The sequence below is a fragment of the Micromonospora sp. WMMC241 genome (assembly GCF_027460165.1).
Classification (GTDB): domain Bacteria; phylum Actinomycetota; class Actinomycetes; order Mycobacteriales; family Micromonosporaceae; genus Micromonospora; species Micromonospora humi.
Window position 1 is genome coordinate 6,294,814 of record NZ_JAPZBF010000001.1, and the last position, 19,841, is coordinate 6,314,654.

The window sequence follows — 19,841 nt, forward strand, 5'->3', positions numbered from 1 at the left end:
CGGAGGTCCCCTGTCCCACCCTCGCCGTCGTGGATCTGCACTCGGTAGTGTGCCGTGCCCCGTGCGCCGTCACCTGTGTGCGGTGCTGGGCGTGCGATGTGTTGCGGGGAATCGAACCCCACGCCTGCCCACGGCGCGCCAAGGAGGGGCCGGATTACCCGCCGGCCCTCGGGGGCGTGCACGCCTCCACGTCGGCTACCTGCTCCGCGTCCTGTCAGTCGAGCAACTCGATCTCCCAGTTCGTCCGCTGGATCAGCGTGTCCACCTCGCGTACCTGTCGAGCCAGGTCGTCGGCCTGCCGGCGCAGCTCCGCAACCGGTAGCGCCGGGATCATCTTCAGTTCCGACCGGAGCTGCCGGTAGCCGCGCTGACCCTCCCCGGCGGCGGCGTCCGCCGCCGAGGTGACCACGCTGTGCCGCATCCGCAGCACGTCGCGACGGGCCAGCGCATCGGTGAGGGTGCCGCCGTCCACCTCGGTGACGGCGTTGGTGCGGTTGATCCGCCGGATCAGCGACTCCAGCTCGCCGAGTGCGGCGCCCACCTCCGTGAGGAGGGCCGGCGCGTCCTCGGCGGGCGCCTCGCCCTCCTGGTAACGGGCGCTGGCGGTGATGCGGGACCGGAGCTGCTCGACTCGCCGCGCCGCATCCGCCCGCAGCGCAAGGGCCTCAGCAAGTTTCATGAATGCGAGTATGGCGCACCAAGATCAGGACCGCTCGCCATTTCAGCTCAGCCCGCCGGCCGGAGCACGCGCACGTGTTCCGCGCCCCGCTCCGCGAACCACGCCTCCAGGTCGGCGCCGTCGAGCGACCGGCTCCGGTCCTCGTCGACCAGGACCGGGCCCACCACGGCCCCCTTCGCGCCTTCGAACTCGCAGCCCACCATGGCCGCGCCAGTCAACGCCGTGGGCATGCTGTCGTTGCCGAGCCTGGCCCATCGCAGGCTCGCGAACGTCAGGTTGGCCCCGCACAGGTCGGTCCGGTAGAGCTTGGCCGAGTTGAGGATCGCATGACTGAGGTCGGCACCGGTCAGGACGGCGTCGTCGAGCACCGCCGCGAACAGGCGCGCTCCCCGGAGTCGGATGTTCGGGGCCACGCAGCCGACCAGTTCCGCCTTGGTCAGATCGGCGAAGCTCAGGTCGGCGTCGGCCAGTTCCGCGTTGCCGAGATTGGCGCCGCCGAGGTCGGCGCCCTCCAGCCGGACGCCGTTCAGGCCGGCACCGAACAGGTAGGCGCCGGTCAGGTCGGCGCGGCGGGACATTCGGTCAGGCGGACCAGACCGGCTGCGCCGCGGCCAGCGCGGCGGCCTGGTAGGGCGCCGGTGTGCTGCCTTCGGCAACCACCTCCACCGGCCACTTCTCCCGCAGCGTGGTCCACAGCCGGGCGGTCAGGCCCGAGCGCGCCTTCAGCTCGTCCGCACCCTCGACCACCCGCAGCACGTACACCCAGGTCGGGCCGTCGGGCGCGTGGTCGAGCGGGCTCCGCCACGCCCGGTGCAGGCGGCGGCCGCCGTGCCGGGGGGACTCGCCGGCCAGCAGCCGGTCCGCCGCGGACGGGTCGGCGGCGCCCGCCGGACCCGTCGGCGTGAAGCGGTACGCCGGCGCCGGCACCTCGTCCACGACCGGCGCGTCGAGCAGGTCGGGATTGTCCGGGTCGCTGAGGAAGGAGCGGATCAGGGCCTGCTCCTCGACGGTGATGCCGACGTGCTGGAAGGCCAGGCTCAGCAGGAGCGTGTCGTCCCCGATGGCCCACTCGCCGGCGGCGTACTGGTCGCGGAGGGCGCCGAGGGCATCGTCGGGCAGTCGACCGGCGAGCCGGGCGGACATCTCGGTGATCGCCGCGTAGATCTTTGCGTCCATGGCGCTCACTTCTTGTAGTCGCCGATCTCTGTAGTGGTCACGTTGCCCTGGGCGTCCTGCACCACCCGCACGATCTTATTGCCCTTCGGACCTTCCCACGTCCAGCTGCCGTCGCCACCGACGTCCGGGTGCGCGTAGTGCGGCGCGACGCCGACGGGCGTGCCCCTGGGCGCCGGGTTCGGCGCGGCCGGATTGGTGATGACGCCCGCGTCGGCCGGGTTGTTCGGGAAGGCGGTACGGATCTCGCCGTTGGCCAGCACGATCGTCTTGACCTCGACGCCGTCGACCCGACCGGTGTAGTCGTACGCCCAGGTCGGGTTTCCGTCGGCGTCCCTGGCCGGGTACGGCCCGTTCGCCGGCGGCCCCTGCTGGGTCACCTGGTGGGCGGCGTCGAGAACCTTCGCGTCGTCCCAGTCCTTCGGGAACTCGGTCTTCTTGGACAGACCGGTGCCCGCGCGGTGACCGCCCTGTTTGCCGCCGTCGCCGTCGAGGATGTGCTGCCGGGACGCGTCGGTGTGGCGGATGTCGCCGGCACCGGGCGGGGTGTTCGGCGCGGTGGACCTGTCGGGCCGGTTGGGCCGCCTGGGGGCGCCGGGGGCGGGACCACCGCCGGGGCGGCCCTGCTGCGCCTGGGACGCGACGGCGTTCTGCTCGGCGCTGGCGTTCCTCGGCACGTTCGCGCCGTGCGGGCGCCCGGACGGGCCGTCGCCGCCGTCGCCGTGCGGGTGGGACGGGCTCCCGCCGCCGGGAGTGTGGGGTCTGGCCATGGTGAGGGCTAGCCGTCCAGGAGTGCGGAGAGGTTGGTCAGGCTGCTGATCAGCGCCATGACGTAGGTCAGGATGCGGCCGGCCCACTTCACGACCGCGGCGGCGATCTGCGACGCGATCACCGGGATGGTGACCACGAAGATGGCCTCGACGGCCCACACGATCACGCGTGCCACCAGGTCGGCGATGAGGTCCCGGACGATGTCGCGGGTGAACATCACCAGGTTGCCGGCGGCCTGGGTGGCGGCGGCCATGGCGGCGGACACCCCGCCGAGCCCGTTGATCGCCTCGACGTTGTGTTCCATCAGGTTGTGGTAGGCGTCGGCGGCGCGCCCCTGCCAGTGCGGGGTGTCGCCGTCCACGAAGGACTTCAGGTCGGTGGCCATGCCCTGCAGGGCGGCGGCCATGTTGTCCCAGGTGGCGGCGTGCGAGGCGACGACATCAGGCATCCCGGTCAGCTCGTCGAGGACCTGGCGCAGCGGCTCGAAGTATTCCATCGCCCAGCCCAACCCGTTGGCCAGCAACGCGCTGAGCGGGTCCATCACGGTCGCGGCGACCTCGACGCCGAACGCCGCGCCGGCGATCAGGTCGTCGACCCAACCCTGGCTGTGGATGGCGTCGACCAGCCCTTGGCAGCTGTCGGCCAGCGCCGCCCCGGTCCACGGCTTGCGGGTCGACACGACACCGGCGACCAGCGAGGTGTCGGTCACGGCGTGGCCCCGGTCAGCCCGCCACCCGCCTTGCGGACCACGGCGTCCGCGTCCGCGTCGGCGCCGTCGTAGTTGTCGGCGGTGGTACGCAGCCCGGCGGCGACCAACGACAGGTTCTCCTCGACGTACGCGATCAGCTCGTCCTGCCGCGTGTGCCGGCCCTCCAGGATCGCGGGCAGCCAACTGCACAACAGTCCGTAGGCGGAGTCGTCCTGGGCGATGTGCGCGCTGGCGGTCTTCACCGCGTCGAAGCGGGCCCGTACGGCGTCAACGTTGCGGGCGTGCGCGCGGATCTGGTCCGCGTCGACCGCGAATCCGTCGGCCATCCCGCTCACCACCGGCCGGGCTGGTCGTCGGCGCCACTCCCGGTGCCGTCGGGGTCGCGCAACTGCTGCCCGACCCGCTCGGCGATCGCCCGGCCGGCGGCCGAGTCGGCGCCCACCGTGTCGGCGATGATCTCCTGCGTCCGGTCGGCCAGCTGCCGCTTCGCCTCGCGGATCGTGTCCATCACGGTCCGGGCCACCACGTCGGGGGCGACCCGCTGGCTGCGCGGGCCCAGGCGCAGGTCGCACAGCGCCCCGGTGGAGTCGACGGTCACCTCGCAGAGGCCGTTGCCGTCGGCGGCGGTGACCCGCAGCTCCTGGAGCCGGTCGCTCATCGCCCTGGTGTCGGCGGCGAGCTGGTCGATGCGTCCCTTCCAGGCCGCCAACCGCTCGACGGCGCCGTCCGGATCCAGCAGGCCACCCGAACTCGCGAAGCCGGCCCCCATGTCTCCCCCGATACCGTCCATGATCACGCCTGGCGGGAGGAGGCTAACACCGCATCCACGCGGGTGACTACGGTCCGTACGGTGCCCGACAGTCAGCCGGACCGTCGGGTGTGGTGGGTGAGCACCCGACTGAGCAGGCCGGTGAGCTGGGCCCGCTCCGTCGGCGACAGCGGCGCGAGCAACTCGTCCTGCACGGCGGTGAGCTGTTTCTCCAGCCGCCGGAGCTGTCGGCGCCCGGCCGGTGTGACGGTGACGACGTTGCGCCGCCGGTCGGCCGGGTCCGGGGCGCGGTCGACGAGGTCCCGCTCGGCGAGTTCGTTGAGCGCCGCGACCACGTCGCTGACGTGGATGCCGCTGCGGCGGCCGAGCGTCGCCTGGCTGGCGGGCCCGAACTCGTCGAGCGTCGCCAGCAGCCGGAAGTGGTAGCCGCGGGCGTCGACCGCGGCGAGGCCGTCGCTCACCAGCCGGCCGGCGCGCAGGGCGGTCTGGGTGATCAGCCAGCTCGGCAGGGCCGCCAGGCGGGCCGGCACGGCGTCCGGGTCCGGAGTGTCCACGGGGCAAGCCTAACAAATTTATTGGTATGACCAACGAATGGGCGTTACATTGGTGTGGCAAACGTTAGGGTGACCAACGAAAGGCGCGAGCCATGATCAAGCCGTTCCGGGTGGCGATCCCCCAGGCCGACCTCGACGACCTCGCCGACCGCCTGGCCCGCACCCGCTGGCCCGACGAACTGCCCGACGTCGGATGGGACCACGGCATCCCCCTGGACCGGGTACGCGAGCTGGCCGAGCACTGGCGCACCGGCTACGACTGGCGCGCGCACGAGGCGGAACTCAACAGCTACCCGCAGTTCACCACCGAGATCGACGGGCAGAACATCCACTTCCTGCACGTCCGCTCCGCCGACCCGGACGCGCTGCCGCTGATCCTCACCCACGGCTGGCCCGGCTCGGTCGTCGAGTTCCTCGACGTGCTCGAACCGCTGTCCGAGCGGTTCCACCTGGTCGTCCCGTCGATCCCCGGGTTCGGCTTCTCCGGCCCGACCCGGGAACGCGGCTGGAACGTCGACCGCGTCGCCCACGCCTGGGCCGAGCTGATGCGCCGGCTCGGCTACCGCCGCTACGGCGCCCAGGGCGGCGACTGGGGCTCGGTGATCTCCACCCGGCTGGGCGGGATCGACAGCGAGCACGTCGTCGGCGTGCACCTCAACTACCTGCCCACCCCGCCGCCGCCCGGCTGGACCGGGGAGGCCGACCTGCCCGAGCCGGACCGGGCCCGGCTGGCCCGGATCAGGCAGCTCATGGCGCAGCGGCACCCGCACCAGATCCTCTACGCCGCCCGCCCGCAGACCGTCTCGTACGCGCTGAACGACTCACCCGCCGGCCAACTCGCCTGGATCGCCGAGAAGTTCACCGAGTGGGCCGACCCGGCGTCCACCATCGCCGTCGACCGGATCCTCACCGACGTCTCGGTCTACTGGCTCACCCGCACCACCGCGTCCTCGGCCCGGCTCATCAAGGAGAGCGCGGCCGGCGGACCACCGCCACCCTGCCCGCCGCCGGTCGGCGTCGCCGTTTTCGCCCACGACATCACCCGGCCGATCCGTTCGCTCGCCGAGCGGACTTACCCGATCCGGCACTGGAGCGAGTTCGACCGGGGCGGTCACTTCGCCGCGCTGGAGGCACCCGACCTGTTCGCCGCCGACGTCCGCGCGTTCTTCGGACGACTGACTGGCACACTCGCCACCAAGTAGGTACAGTTTTCTGTACGCGTTGGAGGTGATCATTGTGCGTACGGTGAACTTCACCCAGCTCCGCCAGAACCTGGCCGCCGAGCTGGACAGCGTCATCGACGACGCGGAAGAGGTCGTGGTGACCCGGTCCGGGCACGAGCCGGTCGTCATCGTGCCGCTCGCCGAGTACGAGGCGATGAAGGAGACCGAATACCTGCTCCGCAGTCCGAGCAACGCCGCCGCCCTGCGCCGGTCCATCGCCGAACTGGAGCAGGGCGACGGTGCGGAGCGGGAGCTGATCGACCCCGCCGACGTCCGGGACGTCGCGTGAGGCTGGTCTTCACGCCGACCGCCTGGCAGCAGTACGTCAGCCACACCGACCGCAAGCTGGTCAAACGCGTCAACGATCTGATCGCGGACATCATGCGAAACGGCTACGAGGGCATCGGCAAGCCGGAGCCCCTGCGGGGGGAGCTGTCCGGATTCTGGTCCCGCCGAATCGACCGTGAGCACCGGTTGGTCTACCGGATCTCCAAGGAAGACGTCGAGATCGTCGCCTGCCGCTACCACTACGGCGACCGGTAGCGGCCCGGCCCGGGACGGGACGCTCTCCCGGACCGGGCCGCTCCCCCGTCGGATCAGCCGAGGGCGGCGGCGAACATCCCCGCCTCGTACGAGCCGCCCTGCTGGTGCACGATCACCGCGACCCGGTTCGCCGCGTTGATCAGCCCGACCAGGCAGACCAGCGCGGCGATCTGGTCGTCGTCGTAGTGCTTGCGCACCTGCGCCCACGTCTCGTCGGACACCCCCTGGTGGGCGTCGGCCAGCCGGGTGCCCTCCTCGGCGAACGCCAGCGCGGCGCGCTCCGCCTCGGTGAAGACGCTCGCCTCCCGCCAGGCGGCGACCAGGTGCAGCCGGACCGCGGTCTCCCCGGCCGCCGTCGCCTCCTTGGTGTGCATGTCGATGCACCAGCCGCAGCCGTTGATCTGGCTGGCCCGCAACGACACCAGTTCCTGGGTGGAGTGCGGCAGCGACGACTGCTGGATCACCAGGCCCGCGTTGGCGAACCGCTTGAAGAACTTCGCCGAGATCTCGTTCTCGAACAGGTTGAGTCGGGTCTCCATGATTCCGCCCTCTCCGGTGGCATGTCGTTCGGACGAACACGAGATGCCGGCGGCCCGGCCGGCGTGACACCGTGGCCCGGTGACGACCGCCACAGCGGCGAGGTGTCACACCGCGCCGGCCGCCGGCGTCTGGTGGGGAACGCACCCGAGCGGACAGGGAGCACGTCATGGCGGACCGGGCCACCGAGGAGTACGTCGCCCACCGGAACCTGCTCTTCACGGTCGCGTACGAGCTGCTCGGCTCGGCCGCCGACGCCGAGGACGTGCTCCAGGAGACCTGGCTGCGGTGGGCCGGCGTCGACCTCGACGAGGTCCGCGACCGGCGCGCCTACCTGGTGCGCATCACCACCCGCCAGGCCCTGACCCGGCTGCGCACCCTCGGCCGGCGCAAGGAGTCGTACGTCGGGTCGTGGCTGCCCGAGCCGCTGCTCACCGCGCCCGACGTGGCCGACGACGTGGCGCTGGCCGACAGCGTCTCGATGGCCATGCTGCTGGTGCTGGAGACGCTCGCGCCGACCGAGCGGGCCGTGTTCGTGCTGCGCGAGGTGTTCGACGTCGACTACGAGGAGATCGCCGAGACGGTCGACAAGAGCCCGACCACGGTACGCCAGATCGCGCACCGGGCCCGGGCCCACGTGGCGGCGCGCCGGCCCCGTCGTACCGTCTCGGCGGCCGAGACCCGCGACGCGCTGGACGCGTTCCGGCGGGCGGTGGAGACGGGCGACCTCCGGTCGCTGCTCGCCGTGCTCGCCGCGGACGTCGTGCTGGTCGGCGACGGCGGCGGGATCAAGCAGGCCGTCCCGCGCCCGATCGCCGGCGCCGACAAGGTGGCCCGGCTGCTGGCCGGCGGGTGGGGGCGCGTCGCCGGGCTGGCGTCGATGGAACCGGCGCAGGTCAACGGCTATCCGGCGCTTGTCGTGCGGCTCGACGGCGAGCTGGACACGGTCGTGGCGGTACGCCTCGACGACGGCCGGATCAGCGGGCTCTACGCGGTGCGCAACCCGGAGAAGCTGTCCCGCATGAGCCGGCAGACGACGCTGAGCCGCCGTGCGACGATGCCGGGATGAGCACCGACGCCTCGCCCGACGTCACCGCCCTCGCCGTCAACGTGACCGTGCCGGAGGCGTTGCGCTGGACCGACACCCGGCGCGGCGAGGAGTTCACCCTGACCACGCTCAACGTCCGGCTGCTGCCGGACGGGCGACTCGCCGCCAAGGCGTACGGTCGGCCCACCGCGGGTGGCCGCGGCGCGTACGTGTCGTTCCGGGTGCCCGACCGGCCGGAGCTGGCCGCGCTGGTGGCGGCGGCGGCCGACCGGGCCGGCGCGCTCTGGGCCGCCCACCGCGGCCTCGGCTGAGCCTCACGCCGGGCGGTTCCGCTCCGCCCAGCGCACCACGTGCGGCGTCACCAGCCCCACCGCCAGGAACACCCCGCCGAGGAGCAGCCAGCCCGGCACGCCCCAGGTGAGGCAGCACAATGCCAGCACGGTCGGCGCCACCACGTTCGCCAGGCCCGCGCCGAACCCGAACATGCCCATGTACTGGCCCTGGGCGTGCTCCGGGGCGAGGCTGAAACGCAACTCCATCGAGCCGGCGGTGTGCCACAGTTCGCCCACGGTGTGCACGCAGATGCCGACCCCGATGCCGGCGACGGCGAGCCAGGTGGGCAGACCGGCCGCCGCGGCGACGACGGCCATGCCGGCGAGGAACGCGACACCGGCCCGGCGTACGGCCCGGCCGGCCGCGGCGCTGCTGTCCACCCCCCGGCTCGCCGGGACCTGAAGAAGCACCACCAGCGCGGTGTTGACCAGGGCCGTGGCGCCGACCAGCCAGCGCGGCGCGTCGGTGTACCCGACGATCCACAGGGGCAGCGCGAAGAGCAGCACCTGGTGGTGGATCGACATGACGCCGTCGAGCACGGTGACGGCGAGGTATCCCCGGTCGCGCGTCACCGCCCAGCGACCGGCGCGCGGCGGCGCGGGCAGGGGCGGCATCTTCGGCAGCGCCGCGACCACGACGGCGCTCGCCACGAAGCTGAGCGCGTTCGCCAGGACCAGCGCCAGGTAGGCCGGCCGGCTGTCGAACTGCACGGCGAAGCCGGTCGCGATCGCGGCGCAACTGCCGGCCAGATTGGCCACCGAACGCAGGTAGGCGCGATATCTGGCCAGGTCGGCGCCGCCGATTCCGCGCACGAGTGGACCGCGTGCCGCGCCGCCCGCGGACCGGGCCAGCTCGCTCGCGCAGAGCACCACCAGGACCAGCCAGAAGTCGCGGACGACCAGGAGGGCGCCCATCGCCGCCCCCTGGGCCACGAGCATCCAGAGATAGACCTCCCGCGGCCCGCGCCGATCGGCGAGATGCCCGACCGGTACGCCCGCGAGCAGGCCGGCGCCGGCGGCCACGCCCATCCCGAGACCGACCTGGGCCAGTGGCAGACCGACCACGCGGGTGAAGAAGAGCGCGGCGGTGACCATGAAGACGCCGCTGCCGATCATGTTGACGAACGTCGCGAGCGCGAGAACGCGCTGGGAACGCGTCCGGGGAACGAGCCCTCGCCGCACAAGCGGCGACGGCACTTTCTTCTCGTCGATGATGGGCACAGTGGACACCGGCGACCTCCCCGTCAGATCAGCTCGGCGAATCTAGCGGGGATTTCCCACCGGGTTCGATCGGTTCGTTGACCGATACCGCAGATGCCCGATAGTTGCTAACTTGGATAGCGTCGGAAGGTCAGCGGCGCACACCCACCCCGCCGTAGCCGTGCGACACCGCCGCCCGCGGCTCGCCGTCGGGCCGCCAGTCGGCCAGCCGCACCAGGTCGGGCTCGACCAGGTCGTAGCCGTCGAGGAAGCGGGCCACCTCGGCGTGGGTGCGGGGCACCAACGGCGCGCTGCTGCGCCGGTAGACCTCGGTGCCCGCCCGGGCCGGCAGCGGCGGCGCGCCGTCCAGGGTCAGGTGGGAGAGCGCGAGCAGGCTGCCCGGGGCGGTGGCGTCGCGCAACCGGGCCACCGCCGCCCACGGGTCGTCCGCGTCGGGCACGAAGTGCAGCACCGCGACCAGCAGCAGCGCCACCGGCTCGGCCAGGTCGATCGTGGCCCGCAGCGTCGGGTCGGCCAGCCACTCGTCGGGCCGCCGCAGGTCACCCCGGAGGACCACGGTGCGGCCGTCGGTGGGCAGCAACCGCCGGGCGTACGCGACGGCCACCTCGTCGTGGTCGACGTAGACCACCCGGGCGTCGGGGTCGACCGCGCGGACCACCTCGTGCACGTTGCCCTGGGTGGGCAGCCCGGCGCCGACGTCGAGGAACTGGCGTACGCCCCGCTCGGCGGCCCAGCGCACGGCGCGGCGCAGGAAGGCGCGGTTGGTCTGGGCCGCCACCGACGTGTCCGGGAAGATCTTCAGGATCTCCTCGGCGGCGGCCCGGTCGGCGGCGAAGTTGTGGCAGCCGCCCAGGTAGTAGTCGTACATGCGGGCGACGTTGGGTCGCGTCTCAGCGTCCGTCACGCCCTGATGTCTAGCACCCTGCGCGACCCCCCGCTGACCCGCCGTGGCGCGAGCGCTTCGCCGGTCTGTTAGCAGGGGGCCCCTGCTATACCGCAGGCGTTAACAGGGGGCCCGGCCTTACCTCCGGGCGGGGCGGCGGCCCCGCGGGGAGGTGGGGGTGGGGCCCGGTGTGGGCACCGGCGGCATCGGCCGGCTCACCGGCGTGGTGCCGGTGAGGTGGAGTTGGTCGCCGTGGTGCCACAGCTCGACCGTGTCGCCGGCGCCGGCGTCGGACAGCTCGTAGCGGGCCGTGTCCGGGGTGAGCGTCACCCGCAGCCGCTGCCCGCGCCAGCGCAGGTGGAACGCGAGCCGGCTGAGGCGGCGCGGCAGTCGCGGCTCGAACGAGAGCACGCCGCGGTCGTCGCGCAGCCCGCCGAAGCCCTGCGCCACCACCAGCCACGCGCCGGCCAGGGACGCCAGGTGCAGCCCGTCGGCCGTCTTGTCGCCCAGGTCGGCGAGGTCCTGGAACGCCGTCTCGGCGAACAGGTCGTACGCCAGGTCGAGGTGGCCGACCTCGGCGGCGAGGATCGCCTGCGCGGACGCCGACAGCGACGAGTCCCGGACGGTACGGGCCTCGTAGTAGGCGACGTTGCGTGCCTTCTCGTCGGCGGTGAAGTCACCCGGGCAGCGCAGCATGGCCAGCACCAGGTCGGCCTGCTTGACCACCTGCTTGCGGTACAGCTCCTGGTAGGGGAAGTGCAGCAGCAGCGGGTAGTCGTCCTCGCCGGTGGCGGCGAAGTCCCACTCCGGCTGCTCGGTGAAGCCGGCCGACTGCTCGTGCACCCCGCGCTTGTGGTCGTACGGGATGTGGACCGCGTCGGCGGCGGCGCGCCAACCGGCCACTTCGGACGGCTGGACGCCGAGCCGGTCGGCGACCTCCGGGCAGGACTCCGCCGCGTCGGCCGCGCCGCGCAGGTTGCGCCGGGCCATCAGGTTGGTGAAGACGTTGTCGTCGACGAGCGCCGAGTACTCGTCCGGCCCGGTGACGCCGGTCAGGTGGAACGCGGCGCGGTCGTCCCAGTGGCCGTGGCCGTGCCACAGCCGGGCGGTCTCGATCAGCAGTTCCGCGCCGCACTCGGCGCGGAACCCGGTGTCCCCGGTGGCCGCCACGTACCGCAGCACCGCGTCCGCGATGTCCGCGTTGACGTGCAGGCCGGCGCTGCCGGCCGGCCAGTAGCCGGAGCACTCCCGGCCGCCGAGCGTCCGCCAGGGGAACGTCGCGCCGGTCAGCCGCAGCTCGGTCGCGCGTTCCCGGGCCTCGGGCAGGTGGGCGTGCCGCCAGCGCAGCGCGGACCGGGCCAGTTCCGGCGCCAGGTAGGTGAGCACCGGCAGCACGTAGCCCTCGGTGTCCCAGAGCACGTGCCCGTCGTAGCCGTTGCCGGTCAACCCCTTCGCCGGGATGGTGTGGTCGGCGTCCGCCCGGCCGGCCTGGAGCAGGTGGAACACCGCGAACCGCACGGCCTGTTCGAGTTCCGGGTCGCCGTCCAGTTCGACGTCGGCGGTGGCCCACGCCGCGTCCAGCGCGGCGCGCTGCGCGTCGAGCAGGGCGTCGAACCCGTCCGCCCGGGCCGCCTCCGCCGCCGCGACGACCACGTCGGCCAACTCCCCGGCCGGGGTGCCGTCCACGGGCGCGCACTCGTACGCGGCGAACGTGGTGACCCGGATCCGCTCGCCGGGGCGCAGTGCCCCGGTGAGCGCGAGCCGGAACCGGTCGTCGGTCAGTTCGGTGTCGGTGACCGCCTCGTCGGGCGCCTCGCTCCGGTGCGCCACCGCGACGGCGACCCGCTGGCCGCTGCGCCCGGTCCGGTGCACCAGCACGCCGTCGACGCCGTCCTGCCGCCCGGTCTCGGCGGTGAGCGGGTCGTGGATGATCGAGGCGGCCCGGGGGTCGTCGACGCGTTCCGGCACCCGCTCGTTGGCGAGCAGGTCGGCGCAGACCCGCACCCGCACCGGACCGTCCAGCGGCTCGACCTCCCAGTCGACGGCGGCGACCGGCCGGCGGGGCAGCGAGACCAGCCGGGTGCTGCGGATCCGGACGCCCCGGCCGGCCGGCGACACCCATTCGGTCTCCCGGCGGACCGCCCCGGCGCGCAGGTCGAGTTCCCGGTGGTGGTGGCGGGTGGTGCCGGTACGCAGGTCCAGCGGCTCGCCGTCGACCCAGAGCCGGACCAGCGCCGCGTTCGGGGCGCTGATCACGGTGTCGCTGCGCTCCGGGAAGGCGTACCCGCCCTCGGGGTAGGTCAGCTCGTGCTGCTCGTGGAACCCGTTGAGGTAGCTGCCCGGCATGCCGCACGGCGTGCCCTCGTCGAGGGTGCCGCGCCAGCCGACCCACCCGTTGGACAACGCGAAGATCGATTCGGTCTCGTCGAGCCGGTCCACGTCCGCCGTGGTGCGCCGGATCCGCCAACCGTCGTCGCCGTGCGCCACGTGCCCTCCCGAGTCCCGGTGCCTGGACGGCCACCGAACCAGACCCGGCTGGGAGATGGCTGGGATTCCGGTGTCCCGAGCGCGGGGAGCGGCACCCGAGGGTGGCCGAGCACACGTTCAGGTGGTGAGCACGAGCGTGGCGGCGGTGCCCAGGATGAGGAAGGGGCCGAAGGGCAGGTCGCTCGACCAACGGAGCCGGCGGCCGGCGAGCAACGCCAGGCCGGCCACCCCGGCGAGGGTGAGCGCGAGCACCAGCCCGGCGAGGAGCACCGGCCAGCCGTGCCAGCCGAGCAGCGCACCGGCGCCCAGCGCCAGCTTGGCGTCGCCGAGGCCGAACCCGCGCCGCCCGAACAGCAGCGTGGTGGCCGCGAAGCCGGCGGCGAGGGCCAACCCGGCCACGACCGCCCGCAGCCAGGGTGCCGGGCCGGGCCCGGCCAGCGCGGCCGCACCGAGCAGCGCCCCGGTGCCGGCCGCCGCCGGCCAGGTCAGCCGGTCGGGCAGCCGGTGCGACGCGGCGTCCACCAGGGCCATCGGCACCGCCCAGGCGAGCCACCAGGCCAGCGCCAGGCGGACGCCGGGCGGCCCGCCGGACAGCATCAGCACGGCCGCGGCGACCAGCAGCGCCACCTCCGCCATCGCGGGCGGCGCGCCGACGCGCGCCCGGCAACCGGGGCAGCGGGCCGCCGGACCGAGCGCCGGCAGCGGCCGGTCCAGCCCGATCGGGGTGCCGCAGGCGTCGCAGCCGGTCCGGTCCGGCCGGTCCGACGGTACGGCGTAGCGGGCCACCGCCAGTCGTACCGGTGGCACGACCGCGAGGGTGGCCAGCAGTCGGACGACCGGGCGACGCGTCAGCGCCGGTGGGTGGGGGTGGCGGGCCCGTTCGGTGGTCACGCCGGCTCCCCCGTCCGGCCGTCACGCCCTCCACTTCGGAGCACGCAGAGTGACAGATCTTCGATCGGCGTGTGACGGATGGCGCGGAAAGCGGCGTCCGGTGGGGCGTCGGCGGCACCGGCTCGGCCGGCGCGGGCGCGCTGCGGGCGGCCGGTGGGACGGATCGGACGACTTGGGTGGTCCCCGCCCATATTGCTGCCGTGGAGGCGGGTCACCGAGGGCGGGTGGCGGGGTGCGGGTGGGCGCACGCCTGCCGCCGGGTCGCCCGTGGTGCACCCGCTGGTCACGGTCCGGACACGCACCCGCCCTCACCACCCTTCTTCACTCACCGTGTTCACGTGAATTGCCTCTGTTGCATCGGCGGACGTCAGCCTATGCTCGCCCCTTGGGTACGACGCAACCCCCGATCAATATGGCGTCGGAGGCCGACCGAGGACATCAGCTCCACATTCGACAAAGATCAGCACAGGTAAATGCAAGCGGTGGCGGTCGAGGCCCGGTCGGACAGATCCGGGCGCGCTTCCGCATGCCCGGAGCGGGTCGACACGACCGCACCGGGCCGGCACCGAGGAGGGCTCGGCGTTGCGCGTATGGCAATCCCGCCGATGGGAAATCTGCCTGCTCAGCCTCGCACTGACGGTCGGCGTCGCCGGCTGCGGCAGCGGGTCCGAGGTGGCCGCCGGCCCGCTGGCCGGGCGCGCCGCCGCACCCGCCGCCCATTCCCCGGCCGAGGAGAGCGCCGCCGAAAAGGCGGCACTCGCCGCCTATTCCGGATATCTCGCTGCCTCCCGGACGGCGAGCGTACGCAGCGATCCCGACCATCCGGCACTGAACCGCTTTCTGGCCGATCCACTGCTGACCCGGGTGCGAGTGGCAATTCGTGACGCGAAGGAGCACGGCGCGATGCGTACCGGAAAACTGGTTTCCGACCCCACCGTCGTCTCGGTCGACCTGACCGCCGACCCGCCCACCGTCGAGATCCAGGACTGCCTGGACGCGCGCGGCTACCGGCTGGTCTACGCCAAGGACCGCAAGACCGTGCCCGGCACCCGTGGCGGGCGCTACCTCGCCACCGCGACCGCGGCCCGCTACCCGGACGGCCGGTGGTTGATCACCACCGGCGACGCGCACCAGGACCAGCCGTGCTGACCTGGGGAGGAGGGAGCGTCCCGGCCCGCCGCAGCAGGGCCGGGACGCCCCGCCGGCGCTGGTTCGCCGTCGGCCTGGCCACGCTGCTCGTGCTGACCGGCGCACCCGCGCGGGCCGCCGACCCGGGTGGCTCCTGCCCGCCGGAACAGACCGACTGCGACGTCTGGGACGACGACCCGCCCATCCCGGGCGACCCCGGCGGGCCGGGCGGCGGTGGAGACAACGGAGGCGGCAACGGCGGCGGCACCGCGAAGTGCCAGTGGAACGGCCGGGTCATCCCCTGCTACGACCCGGACCTCGGCTGGTTCAACAACGGCGACGGCTGCTACTACAAGCTCGCGGTCCCGCAGAAGGAGGCGCCGCCCGGGCAGCAGTGGTACCAGCTCGCCTGCAACGGTGGCGACCTGGGGAGCCTGCGGCAGGAGCTGCGCGCCGCCCCGCCGCCCGGCTACGGGACGCCGCCCGACCCGGAGGAGCTGGCCCGGCGCGCGCTGGCCTCGATCTCGCTGCTGCGCCCCCGGGCCGCGGTCGCGCCCCGGCGCAGCAAGGGCCCCGGGCTGGTCGGCCTGCCGGTGTGGATGTGGGCCAGCCCCGGCGCCTCGTACTTCGGGCCGCTGTCCGCCTCGGCCGAGGACCGTGGGCTGAGGGTCACCATCACCGCGACGGTGACCCGGATCGTCTGGCACATGGCCCCCGGCCTCGACGTCACCTGCACCGGACCGGGCACCCCCTACCAGGCGGACGGGCCGTACGCCGGGTCCCCCTCGCCGGACTGCGGCCTCCCCCACGGCTACGCCACGGCGGGCACCTACCAGGTCCACGCCACCACGTTCTGGACCGTCGAGTGGACGTCCAGCGGCGGGGAGAGCGGCGAGATCGCCCAGAGCCGGGTCAGCGGTGTGGTCCCGGTGCAGATCAACGAGCTTCAGGTGGTGACCCGATGAGTGTGGTGGCAGCCCGGAACGGGACCCCGGTGGAGGCGCCCGTCGCGCCGCCCAAGGTGGTCCGGCAGCGACGGATCCGACCCGGCCTGCTCGGCCTGGCGGTCCTGCTGATCGCGCTCGGCGGGCTCGGGGCGGCGTTCGCGGTCACCTCGGTGCGATCCACCGGCAGCTACCTGGCGGTGGCCCGGCCGGTCGAGGTGGGCCAGCAGATCACCGCCGACGACCTGGTGCCGGTACGCGTCTCCGGCGGACGCGAGCTGCGGCCGGTCCCGGCGAATCGGATGAAGGAGCTGCTCGGCCTGCGCGCCGCCGTCCGGCTCACCCCCGGCACGCTGCTCACCCCGACCCAGCTCACCGACGCCCCGCTGCTCGGCCCCGGCCAGCAGCAGATCGCGCTGGGGCTGGAGTCCGCCCGGGTGCCGGCCCGCGAACTGCACCCCGGCGACAAGGTGCTGCTGGTCAGCACGCCGGACAGCGGCGCCAACGGCACCGAGGCGACGCGTGGCGGCGGCACCCGGTTCGAGGCCACCGTGATCGACACCGCCACGCCGGAGAACGACGACGTGGTGGTCTACCTGGCGCTCGCCGTCCGGGACGTGCCGGCGGTGGTGGTGCTGGCCGCCGACGACCGGATCGCGCTCGTGCTCACCGAGGCCGCCTGATGGCGATCATCGCCCTGGTCTCGGCGAAGGGTTCGCCGGGCGTCACCACCACCGCGCTGGCCGCCGCGCTGAGCTGGCACCGCCGGCTCGTGCTGGCCGAGTGCGACCCGGCGGGCGGCTCCATCCTCGCCGGCTACCTGGGCGGGGCGCTCGACGGCCCGCGCGGCATCGGCGAGCTGGCCGTCGGCGAGCTGCGCGACGGCAGCCTGGAGAGCACGTTCTGGTCGCAGCTGGTCGACCTGGACGCGCCCCGCCGCGAACGGCTGCTGCTGCCCGGTGTGGTCGACCCGGCCCAGGCCGGCAGCCTGGTCCCGCTCTGGCAACGCTTCGCCGACTACTTCACCGGCCTGGAGCGGGGCGTGCCCCCGTACGACGTGCTCGTCGACTGCGGGCGGCTGGCGGTGGGTGGTCCACCGTGGCCGCTGCTGCGCGCCGCCGCGGTGGTGCTGCTGGTCACCCGGGCGCACCTGCCCGACCTCTCCGCCACCCGGGCCACGGTCCGGGCCGTCGAGCGGGACCTCACCGAACACCGCGTCCCCCCGGGCAACCTGCGCCTGCTGGTGGTCGGCGACGGTCACGGCACCAGCGAGATCAGCAAGGTGCTGCGGCTGCCCGTGATCGCCCGGCTGCCGCACGACCCGCGTACCGCCGAGGTGCTCGCCCACGGCGGCACCGTGCGGGCCAACCGGCCGCTCATGCGCGCGGCCGGCGCGCTGGAGGTGCCGGTCCGGGCGCTGCTGGACCGTCGGCGGGCCCGGCTGGCCTGGCCGGGGGCGACGCCGGCCCGACCGGTGAGCGCGCCGACCGCGCCGGGGGTGTCCGGTGCGGTTTGAACCGGTCTCGCACGACCCGCGCGCCCAGCAGCCCGGCGTCGTCTCCACGGTCCCGCCGCTGGCCCCGCCGAACGGGCGGCACCACGTCGCCGGCCCGGCGCTGCCCGCCGCGCCGCCGGCCGCACCACCCCGCCCCCGGGTCGACTTCGCGGTGGTCCGCGAGCTGCGCCGGGAACTCAGCGAGCGGCTCACCCACTGGCAGCGCGGCCGGGAGTTCGACGCCGACGCCGAGGAGGTCGAGCGGGCCCGGCTGGCGGTCGCGGTGGTCTCCGCGTACGCCGACTCGGTGCGCCGGGGCGGCACGCCGATGCCCGCCGACGAGGAGCGGCTGCTGCTCGACCAGGTCACCGCCGAGCTGGTCGGGCTGGGCCGCCTCCAGACGCTGCTGGTCGACGAGACCATCGAGGAGGTGCACATCCTCGGCTGCGACCAGGTGCGCATCACCCGGCACGGCGGCGGCGTCGACTGGGCCGAGCCGATCGCCGAGACCGACGACGAGCTGGTGGAGATCCTCCAGGCCGCCGCCCGCCGCGCCGGCGCCACCGAGCGGTCGCTCTCCACCAGCAAGCCCACGCTCGACCTGCAACTGCCCGACGGCAGCCGGCTCGCCGCGGTCTTCCTGGTCAGCCACCGCCCCTACGCGGTGATCCGGAAGCACAACACGCTCGATGTGAGCCTGGAGGACATCGCCGGCGGCCGGCCCGACCTGGACGAGATGATCGACCCGCTGCTGCGCGACTTCCTCCGCGCGTCCATGCGGGCCGGGCTGAACATCATGGTGGCCGGGCTGGCCGGGGCCGGGAAGACCACTGTCATCCGGGCGCTGATGGACGACATCCCGGCCGACGAGCCGTACGTGCTGCTGGAGGAGAGCCGGGAGTTGCTGCCGGCGCGGCGCGGCCAGAAGCACCGGGCGGTGATGAGCTTCGAGTCCCGGGAGGGGCACGGTGAGCGCGGCGCGGACGGTCGACCCGCCGGCGAGGTGAGCATCGCCGACCTGATCCCGGTGTCGCTGCGGATGGGTGTGCTGCGGATCATCGTCGGCGAGGTGCGGTCCCGGGAGATCGTGCCGATGCTCCAGGCGATGACCACCAGCCGCGGGTCGATGTGCACCATCCACGCCCGTACCCCGGCGGGGGTGAGCGAACGGATCATCGAGCTGGCGCTCTCCCACGGCCGGGAGATGACCGTCGACCAGGCCCGCCGGATGGCCGGCAACGCGCTCGACCTGATCGTCTACGTCACGGTCGAGGACGAGACCGCGATCGGCGGCCGCAAGCACCGCTTCGTCTCGCACGTCGAGGAGGTCATCGGCGTCGGCGAGGGCAACCGGATCACCACCACCACGGTCTTCGGGCCGGGGCCGGACGGCCGGGCGGTCCCCCGCCACCTGCCCGAGCGGATCCGCGACCAGCTGCTACGGGTCGGCTACGACGCCCGGCTGCTCACCCGGTTCGTGGAGGCCGGGGTGGGCGCCTGGCGGCGTCCCCGGCACACCCGCCTCGGGCGGCGGCCGAGCGGGGGGCGGGCATGACGCAGATCGAACTGATCGCCCTGGTCTCCGGCGCGGCCTGCGTGGCCGGGCTGGTGCTGACCGTGGTCGCGCTGGTCGGCACCCGCCGGCCGCCGAGGTCGACGCCGGGCGACGCCGGGCCTGGCCTGGGCCGGCTCTGGACCGGCTCCGGCGCCAGCCGCGCCGACCAGCGGCGGCACCAGATCCTGCTGGTCGCCGCGGTGGTCGTCGGGGCGCTGGCGTTCCTGCTCACCGGGCTGCCGGTGGTGGGCCTGCTGGTGGCGCTCGCGGTGCCCGGCGTGCCGTGGCTGTTCGCGGTCGGCCGGGCCGAGCAGCGGGCCATCGCCCGGGTCGAGGCGGTCGGCGAGTGGACCCGGCGGCTCAAGGACATCTCCGCCACCGGGCAGGGGCTCCAGCAGGCCATCGTCGGCACCATCGCCACCGCGCCGGAGGAGATCCAGGAGGAGGTACGCACGCTGGCCGCCCGCCTCCAGGCCGGCTGGCTGGCCAGGTCGGCGCTGCTCGCCTTCGCCGACGAGATCGCCGACCCGGTCGCCGATCAGGTGGTGGCCGCGCTGATCCTGCACCTCACCGACCGCGGCGAGCGCCTCGGCGACGTGCTCGGCTCGATCGCCGGCGCCGCCTCGGCCGAGGTGGCCACCCGGCGCGAGGTCGAGGCGAAGCGGACGCAGCCCCGCTTCGCGGTCCGGTTCCTCACCGGCATGACCCTGGCGACGCTCGCGTACGGGCTGGTGAACAGTGACTACATCCGTCCCTACGGGACGGTGACCGGGCAGCTCGTGATGGCGATGCTCGGTGCGGCGTTCATCGGGCTGCTGGTCTGGGTGCGGTCGATGAGCCAGCCGCCCCGCCCGGCGCGCTTCCTGCCGGCCCCCGACCCGGAGGAGGCGATCGCCTGA

Annotated in this window: 24 protein-coding genes; 11 read left to right on the top strand and 13 right to left on the bottom strand. The window is 73.9% G+C overall.

Features of this window, described 5'->3' with window-relative positions; all coding sequences use genetic code 11:
• Window positions 1-214: 214 nt before the first annotated feature.
• The 8 genes from O7598_RS28590 to O7598_RS28625 all read right to left on the bottom strand — a co-directional run bounded on the left by O7598_RS28590 (window position 215) and on the right by O7598_RS28625 (window position 4,655).
• Window positions 215-679 carry a DIP1984 family protein gene (locus O7598_RS28590; protein WP_269694300.1) on the bottom strand — a complete coding sequence of 155 codons (465 nt, stop codon included), beginning with the start codon at window positions 677-679 and terminating at the stop codon, window positions 215-217.
• 47 nt (window positions 680-726) lie between these two features.
• Window positions 727-1,257, bottom strand: coding sequence for a pentapeptide repeat-containing protein (locus O7598_RS28595; RefSeq protein WP_269694301.1), 531 nt, complete (start codon window positions 1,255-1,257; stop codon window positions 727-729).
• A gap of 4 nt (window positions 1,258-1,261) precedes the next feature.
• Window positions 1,262-1,855 (bottom strand): hypothetical protein, encoded by a 594-nt coding sequence (locus O7598_RS28600; protein WP_269694302.1) that lies wholly within the window; start codon window positions 1,853-1,855, stop codon window positions 1,262-1,264.
• A 5-nt stretch (window positions 1,856-1,860) separates the two neighbouring features.
• Window positions 1,861-2,622, bottom strand: coding sequence for an EndoU domain-containing protein (locus tag O7598_RS28605; RefSeq protein WP_269694303.1), 762 nt, complete (start codon window positions 2,620-2,622; stop codon window positions 1,861-1,863).
• Window positions 2,623-2,630: 8 nt separating this feature from the next.
• Window positions 2,631-3,332 carry a WXG100 family type VII secretion target gene (locus O7598_RS28610; protein WP_269694304.1) on the bottom strand — a complete coding sequence of 234 codons (702 nt, stop codon included), beginning with the start codon at window positions 3,330-3,332 and terminating at the stop codon, window positions 2,631-2,633.
• Window positions 3,329-3,658 carry a type VII secretion target gene (locus tag O7598_RS28615; RefSeq protein ID WP_269694305.1) on the bottom strand — a complete coding sequence of 110 codons (330 nt, stop codon included), beginning with the start codon at window positions 3,656-3,658 and terminating at the stop codon, window positions 3,329-3,331. Before O7598_RS28615 ends, O7598_RS28610 begins: the two co-directional genes overlap by 4 nt.
• A 5-nt stretch (window positions 3,659-3,663) precedes the next feature.
• The gene (locus O7598_RS28620; RefSeq protein WP_269695012.1) at window positions 3,664-4,122 is read right to left on the bottom strand and encodes a YbaB/EbfC family nucleoid-associated protein; all 459 of its coding nucleotides are present in this window, start codon (window positions 4,120-4,122) and stop codon (window positions 3,664-3,666) included.
• Window positions 4,123-4,193: 71 nt separating this feature from the next.
• A complete protein-coding gene (locus O7598_RS28625; RefSeq protein WP_269694306.1) occupies window positions 4,194-4,655 on the bottom strand; it encodes a MarR family winged helix-turn-helix transcriptional regulator in 462 nt (153 codons plus the stop codon).
• A gap of 92 nt (window positions 4,656-4,747) precedes the next feature.
• On the opposite strand from O7598_RS28625, the gene O7598_RS28630 reads away from it, so the two are divergent.
• The 3 genes from O7598_RS28630 to O7598_RS28640 are packed head-to-tail and all read left to right on the top strand — an operon-like array spanning window position 4,748 to window position 6,421.
• Window positions 4,748-5,857 (top strand): epoxide hydrolase family protein, encoded by a 1,110-nt coding sequence (locus O7598_RS28630; RefSeq protein WP_269694307.1) that lies wholly within the window; start codon window positions 4,748-4,750, stop codon window positions 5,855-5,857.
• A 34-nt stretch (window positions 5,858-5,891) separates the two neighbouring features.
• Window positions 5,892-6,167, top strand: coding sequence for a type II toxin-antitoxin system Phd/YefM family antitoxin (locus O7598_RS28635; protein ID WP_269694308.1), 276 nt, complete (start codon window positions 5,892-5,894; stop codon window positions 6,165-6,167).
• Entirely contained in the window at window positions 6,164-6,421 is a 258-nt protein-coding gene (locus O7598_RS28640; protein ID WP_269694309.1) for a Txe/YoeB family addiction module toxin, read from the top strand. Before O7598_RS28635 ends, O7598_RS28640 begins: the two co-directional genes overlap by 4 nt.
• A 53-nt stretch (window positions 6,422-6,474) precedes the next feature.
• Here O7598_RS28640 and O7598_RS28645 read toward each other — a convergent pair whose 3' ends face one another.
• Complete coding sequence (locus O7598_RS28645) at window positions 6,475-6,960, bottom strand: carboxymuconolactone decarboxylase family protein (protein WP_269694310.1); 486 nt, start codon at window positions 6,958-6,960, stop codon at window positions 6,475-6,477.
• A 167-nt stretch (window positions 6,961-7,127) separates the two neighbouring features.
• Between O7598_RS28645 and O7598_RS28650 the strand changes: the two genes are divergently transcribed.
• Window positions 7,128-8,027, top strand: a complete 900-nt coding sequence (locus O7598_RS28650) for an RNA polymerase sigma-70 factor (protein WP_269694311.1) — start codon at window positions 7,128-7,130, stop codon at window positions 8,025-8,027.
• A complete protein-coding gene (locus O7598_RS28655; RefSeq protein ID WP_269694312.1) occupies window positions 8,024-8,317 on the top strand; it encodes a hypothetical protein in 294 nt (97 codons plus the stop codon). Before O7598_RS28650 ends, O7598_RS28655 begins: the two co-directional genes overlap by 4 nt.
• A gap of 3 nt (window positions 8,318-8,320) precedes the next feature.
• Here the strand turns inward: O7598_RS28655 and O7598_RS28660 are convergent, their stop codons facing one another.
• The 4 genes from O7598_RS28660 to O7598_RS28675 all read right to left on the bottom strand — a co-directional run bounded on the left by O7598_RS28660 (window position 8,321) and on the right by O7598_RS28675 (window position 13,820).
• Window positions 8,321-9,568: an MFS transporter gene (locus O7598_RS28660; RefSeq protein WP_269694313.1), complete on the bottom strand. Its 1,248-nt coding sequence runs from the start codon at window positions 9,566-9,568 to the stop codon at window positions 8,321-8,323.
• A 121-nt stretch (window positions 9,569-9,689) separates the two neighbouring features.
• A complete protein-coding gene (locus O7598_RS28665) occupies window positions 9,690-10,463 on the bottom strand; it encodes an SAM-dependent methyltransferase (RefSeq protein ID WP_269694314.1) in 774 nt (257 codons plus the stop codon).
• Window positions 10,464-10,580: 117 nt separating this feature from the next.
• Window positions 10,581-12,929, bottom strand: coding sequence for a glycoside hydrolase family 65 protein (locus O7598_RS28670; protein WP_269694315.1), 2,349 nt, complete (start codon window positions 12,927-12,929; stop codon window positions 10,581-10,583).
• A gap of 117 nt (window positions 12,930-13,046) precedes the next feature.
• Window positions 13,047-13,820: a prepilin peptidase gene (locus tag O7598_RS28675; protein ID WP_332367396.1), complete on the bottom strand. Its 774-nt coding sequence runs from the start codon at window positions 13,818-13,820 to the stop codon at window positions 13,047-13,049.
• Window positions 13,821-14,507: 687 nt separating this feature from the next.
• Here O7598_RS28675 and O7598_RS28680 point away from each other — a divergent pair.
• Genes O7598_RS28680 through O7598_RS28705 form a run of 6 tightly spaced genes read left to right on the top strand, consistent with a single transcriptional unit; the run spans window position 14,508 to window position 19,841 of the window.
• A complete protein-coding gene (locus O7598_RS28680) occupies window positions 14,508-14,969 on the top strand; it encodes a hypothetical protein (protein ID WP_442929941.1) in 462 nt (153 codons plus the stop codon).
• Window positions 14,963-15,913: a hypothetical protein gene (locus tag O7598_RS28685; RefSeq protein ID WP_442929901.1), complete on the top strand. Its 951-nt coding sequence runs from the start codon at window positions 14,963-14,965 to the stop codon at window positions 15,911-15,913. The genes O7598_RS28680 and O7598_RS28685 overlap by 7 nt, the downstream gene beginning before the upstream one ends.
• Complete coding sequence (locus tag O7598_RS28690) at window positions 15,910-16,575, top strand: SAF domain-containing protein (protein WP_091062300.1); 666 nt, start codon at window positions 15,910-15,912, stop codon at window positions 16,573-16,575. Before O7598_RS28685 ends, O7598_RS28690 begins: the two co-directional genes overlap by 4 nt.
• Window positions 16,575-17,408 (top strand): ParA family protein, encoded by an 834-nt coding sequence (locus tag O7598_RS28695; RefSeq protein ID WP_269694317.1) that lies wholly within the window; start codon window positions 16,575-16,577, stop codon window positions 17,406-17,408. The genes O7598_RS28690 and O7598_RS28695 overlap by 1 nt, the downstream gene beginning before the upstream one ends.
• Entirely contained in the window at window positions 17,398-18,942 is a 1,545-nt protein-coding gene (locus O7598_RS28700; RefSeq protein WP_269694318.1) for a CpaF family protein, read from the top strand. The genes O7598_RS28695 and O7598_RS28700 overlap by 11 nt, the downstream gene beginning before the upstream one ends.
• The gene (locus O7598_RS28705) at window positions 18,885-19,841 is read left to right on the top strand and encodes a type II secretion system F family protein (protein WP_442929942.1); all 957 of its coding nucleotides are present in this window, start codon (window positions 18,885-18,887) and stop codon (window positions 19,839-19,841) included. The genes O7598_RS28700 and O7598_RS28705 overlap by 58 nt, the downstream gene beginning before the upstream one ends.

Excerpts from the sequence above, each read along its gene's own strand:
- O7598_RS28600 (WP_269694302.1), bottom strand. The coding sequence starts at position 1,855 with ATGGACGCAAAGATCTACGCGGCGATCACCGAGATGTCCGCCCGGCTC.
- O7598_RS28630 (WP_269694307.1), top strand. The coding sequence starts at position 4,748 with ATGATCAAGCCGTTCCGGGTGGCGATCCCCCAGGCCGACCTCGACGAC.
- O7598_RS28590 (WP_269694300.1), bottom strand. The coding sequence starts at position 679 with ATGAAACTTGCTGAGGCCCTTGCGCTGCGGGCGGATGCGGCGCGGCGA.
- O7598_RS28620 (WP_269695012.1), bottom strand. The coding sequence starts at position 4,122 with ATGGACGGTATCGGGGGAGACATGGGGGCCGGCTTCGCGAGTTCGGGT.
- O7598_RS28615 (WP_269694305.1), bottom strand. The coding sequence starts at position 3,658 with ATGGCCGACGGATTCGCGGTCGACGCGGACCAGATCCGCGCGCACGCC.
- O7598_RS28645 (WP_269694310.1), bottom strand. The coding sequence starts at position 6,960 with ATGGAGACCCGACTCAACCTGTTCGAGAACGAGATCTCGGCGAAGTTC.
- O7598_RS28650 (WP_269694311.1), top strand. The coding sequence starts at position 7,128 with ATGGCGGACCGGGCCACCGAGGAGTACGTCGCCCACCGGAACCTGCTC.
- O7598_RS28695 (WP_269694317.1), top strand. The coding sequence starts at position 16,575 with ATGGCGATCATCGCCCTGGTCTCGGCGAAGGGTTCGCCGGGCGTCACC.
- O7598_RS28690 (WP_091062300.1), top strand. The coding sequence starts at position 15,910 with ATGAGTGTGGTGGCAGCCCGGAACGGGACCCCGGTGGAGGCGCCCGTC.
- O7598_RS28595 (WP_269694301.1), bottom strand. The coding sequence starts at position 1,257 with ATGTCCCGCCGCGCCGACCTGACCGGCGCCTACCTGTTCGGTGCCGGC.
- O7598_RS28655 (WP_269694312.1), top strand. The coding sequence starts at position 8,024 with ATGAGCACCGACGCCTCGCCCGACGTCACCGCCCTCGCCGTCAACGTG.
- O7598_RS28605 (WP_269694303.1), bottom strand. The coding sequence starts at position 2,622 with ATGGCCAGACCCCACACTCCCGGCGGCGGGAGCCCGTCCCACCCGCAC.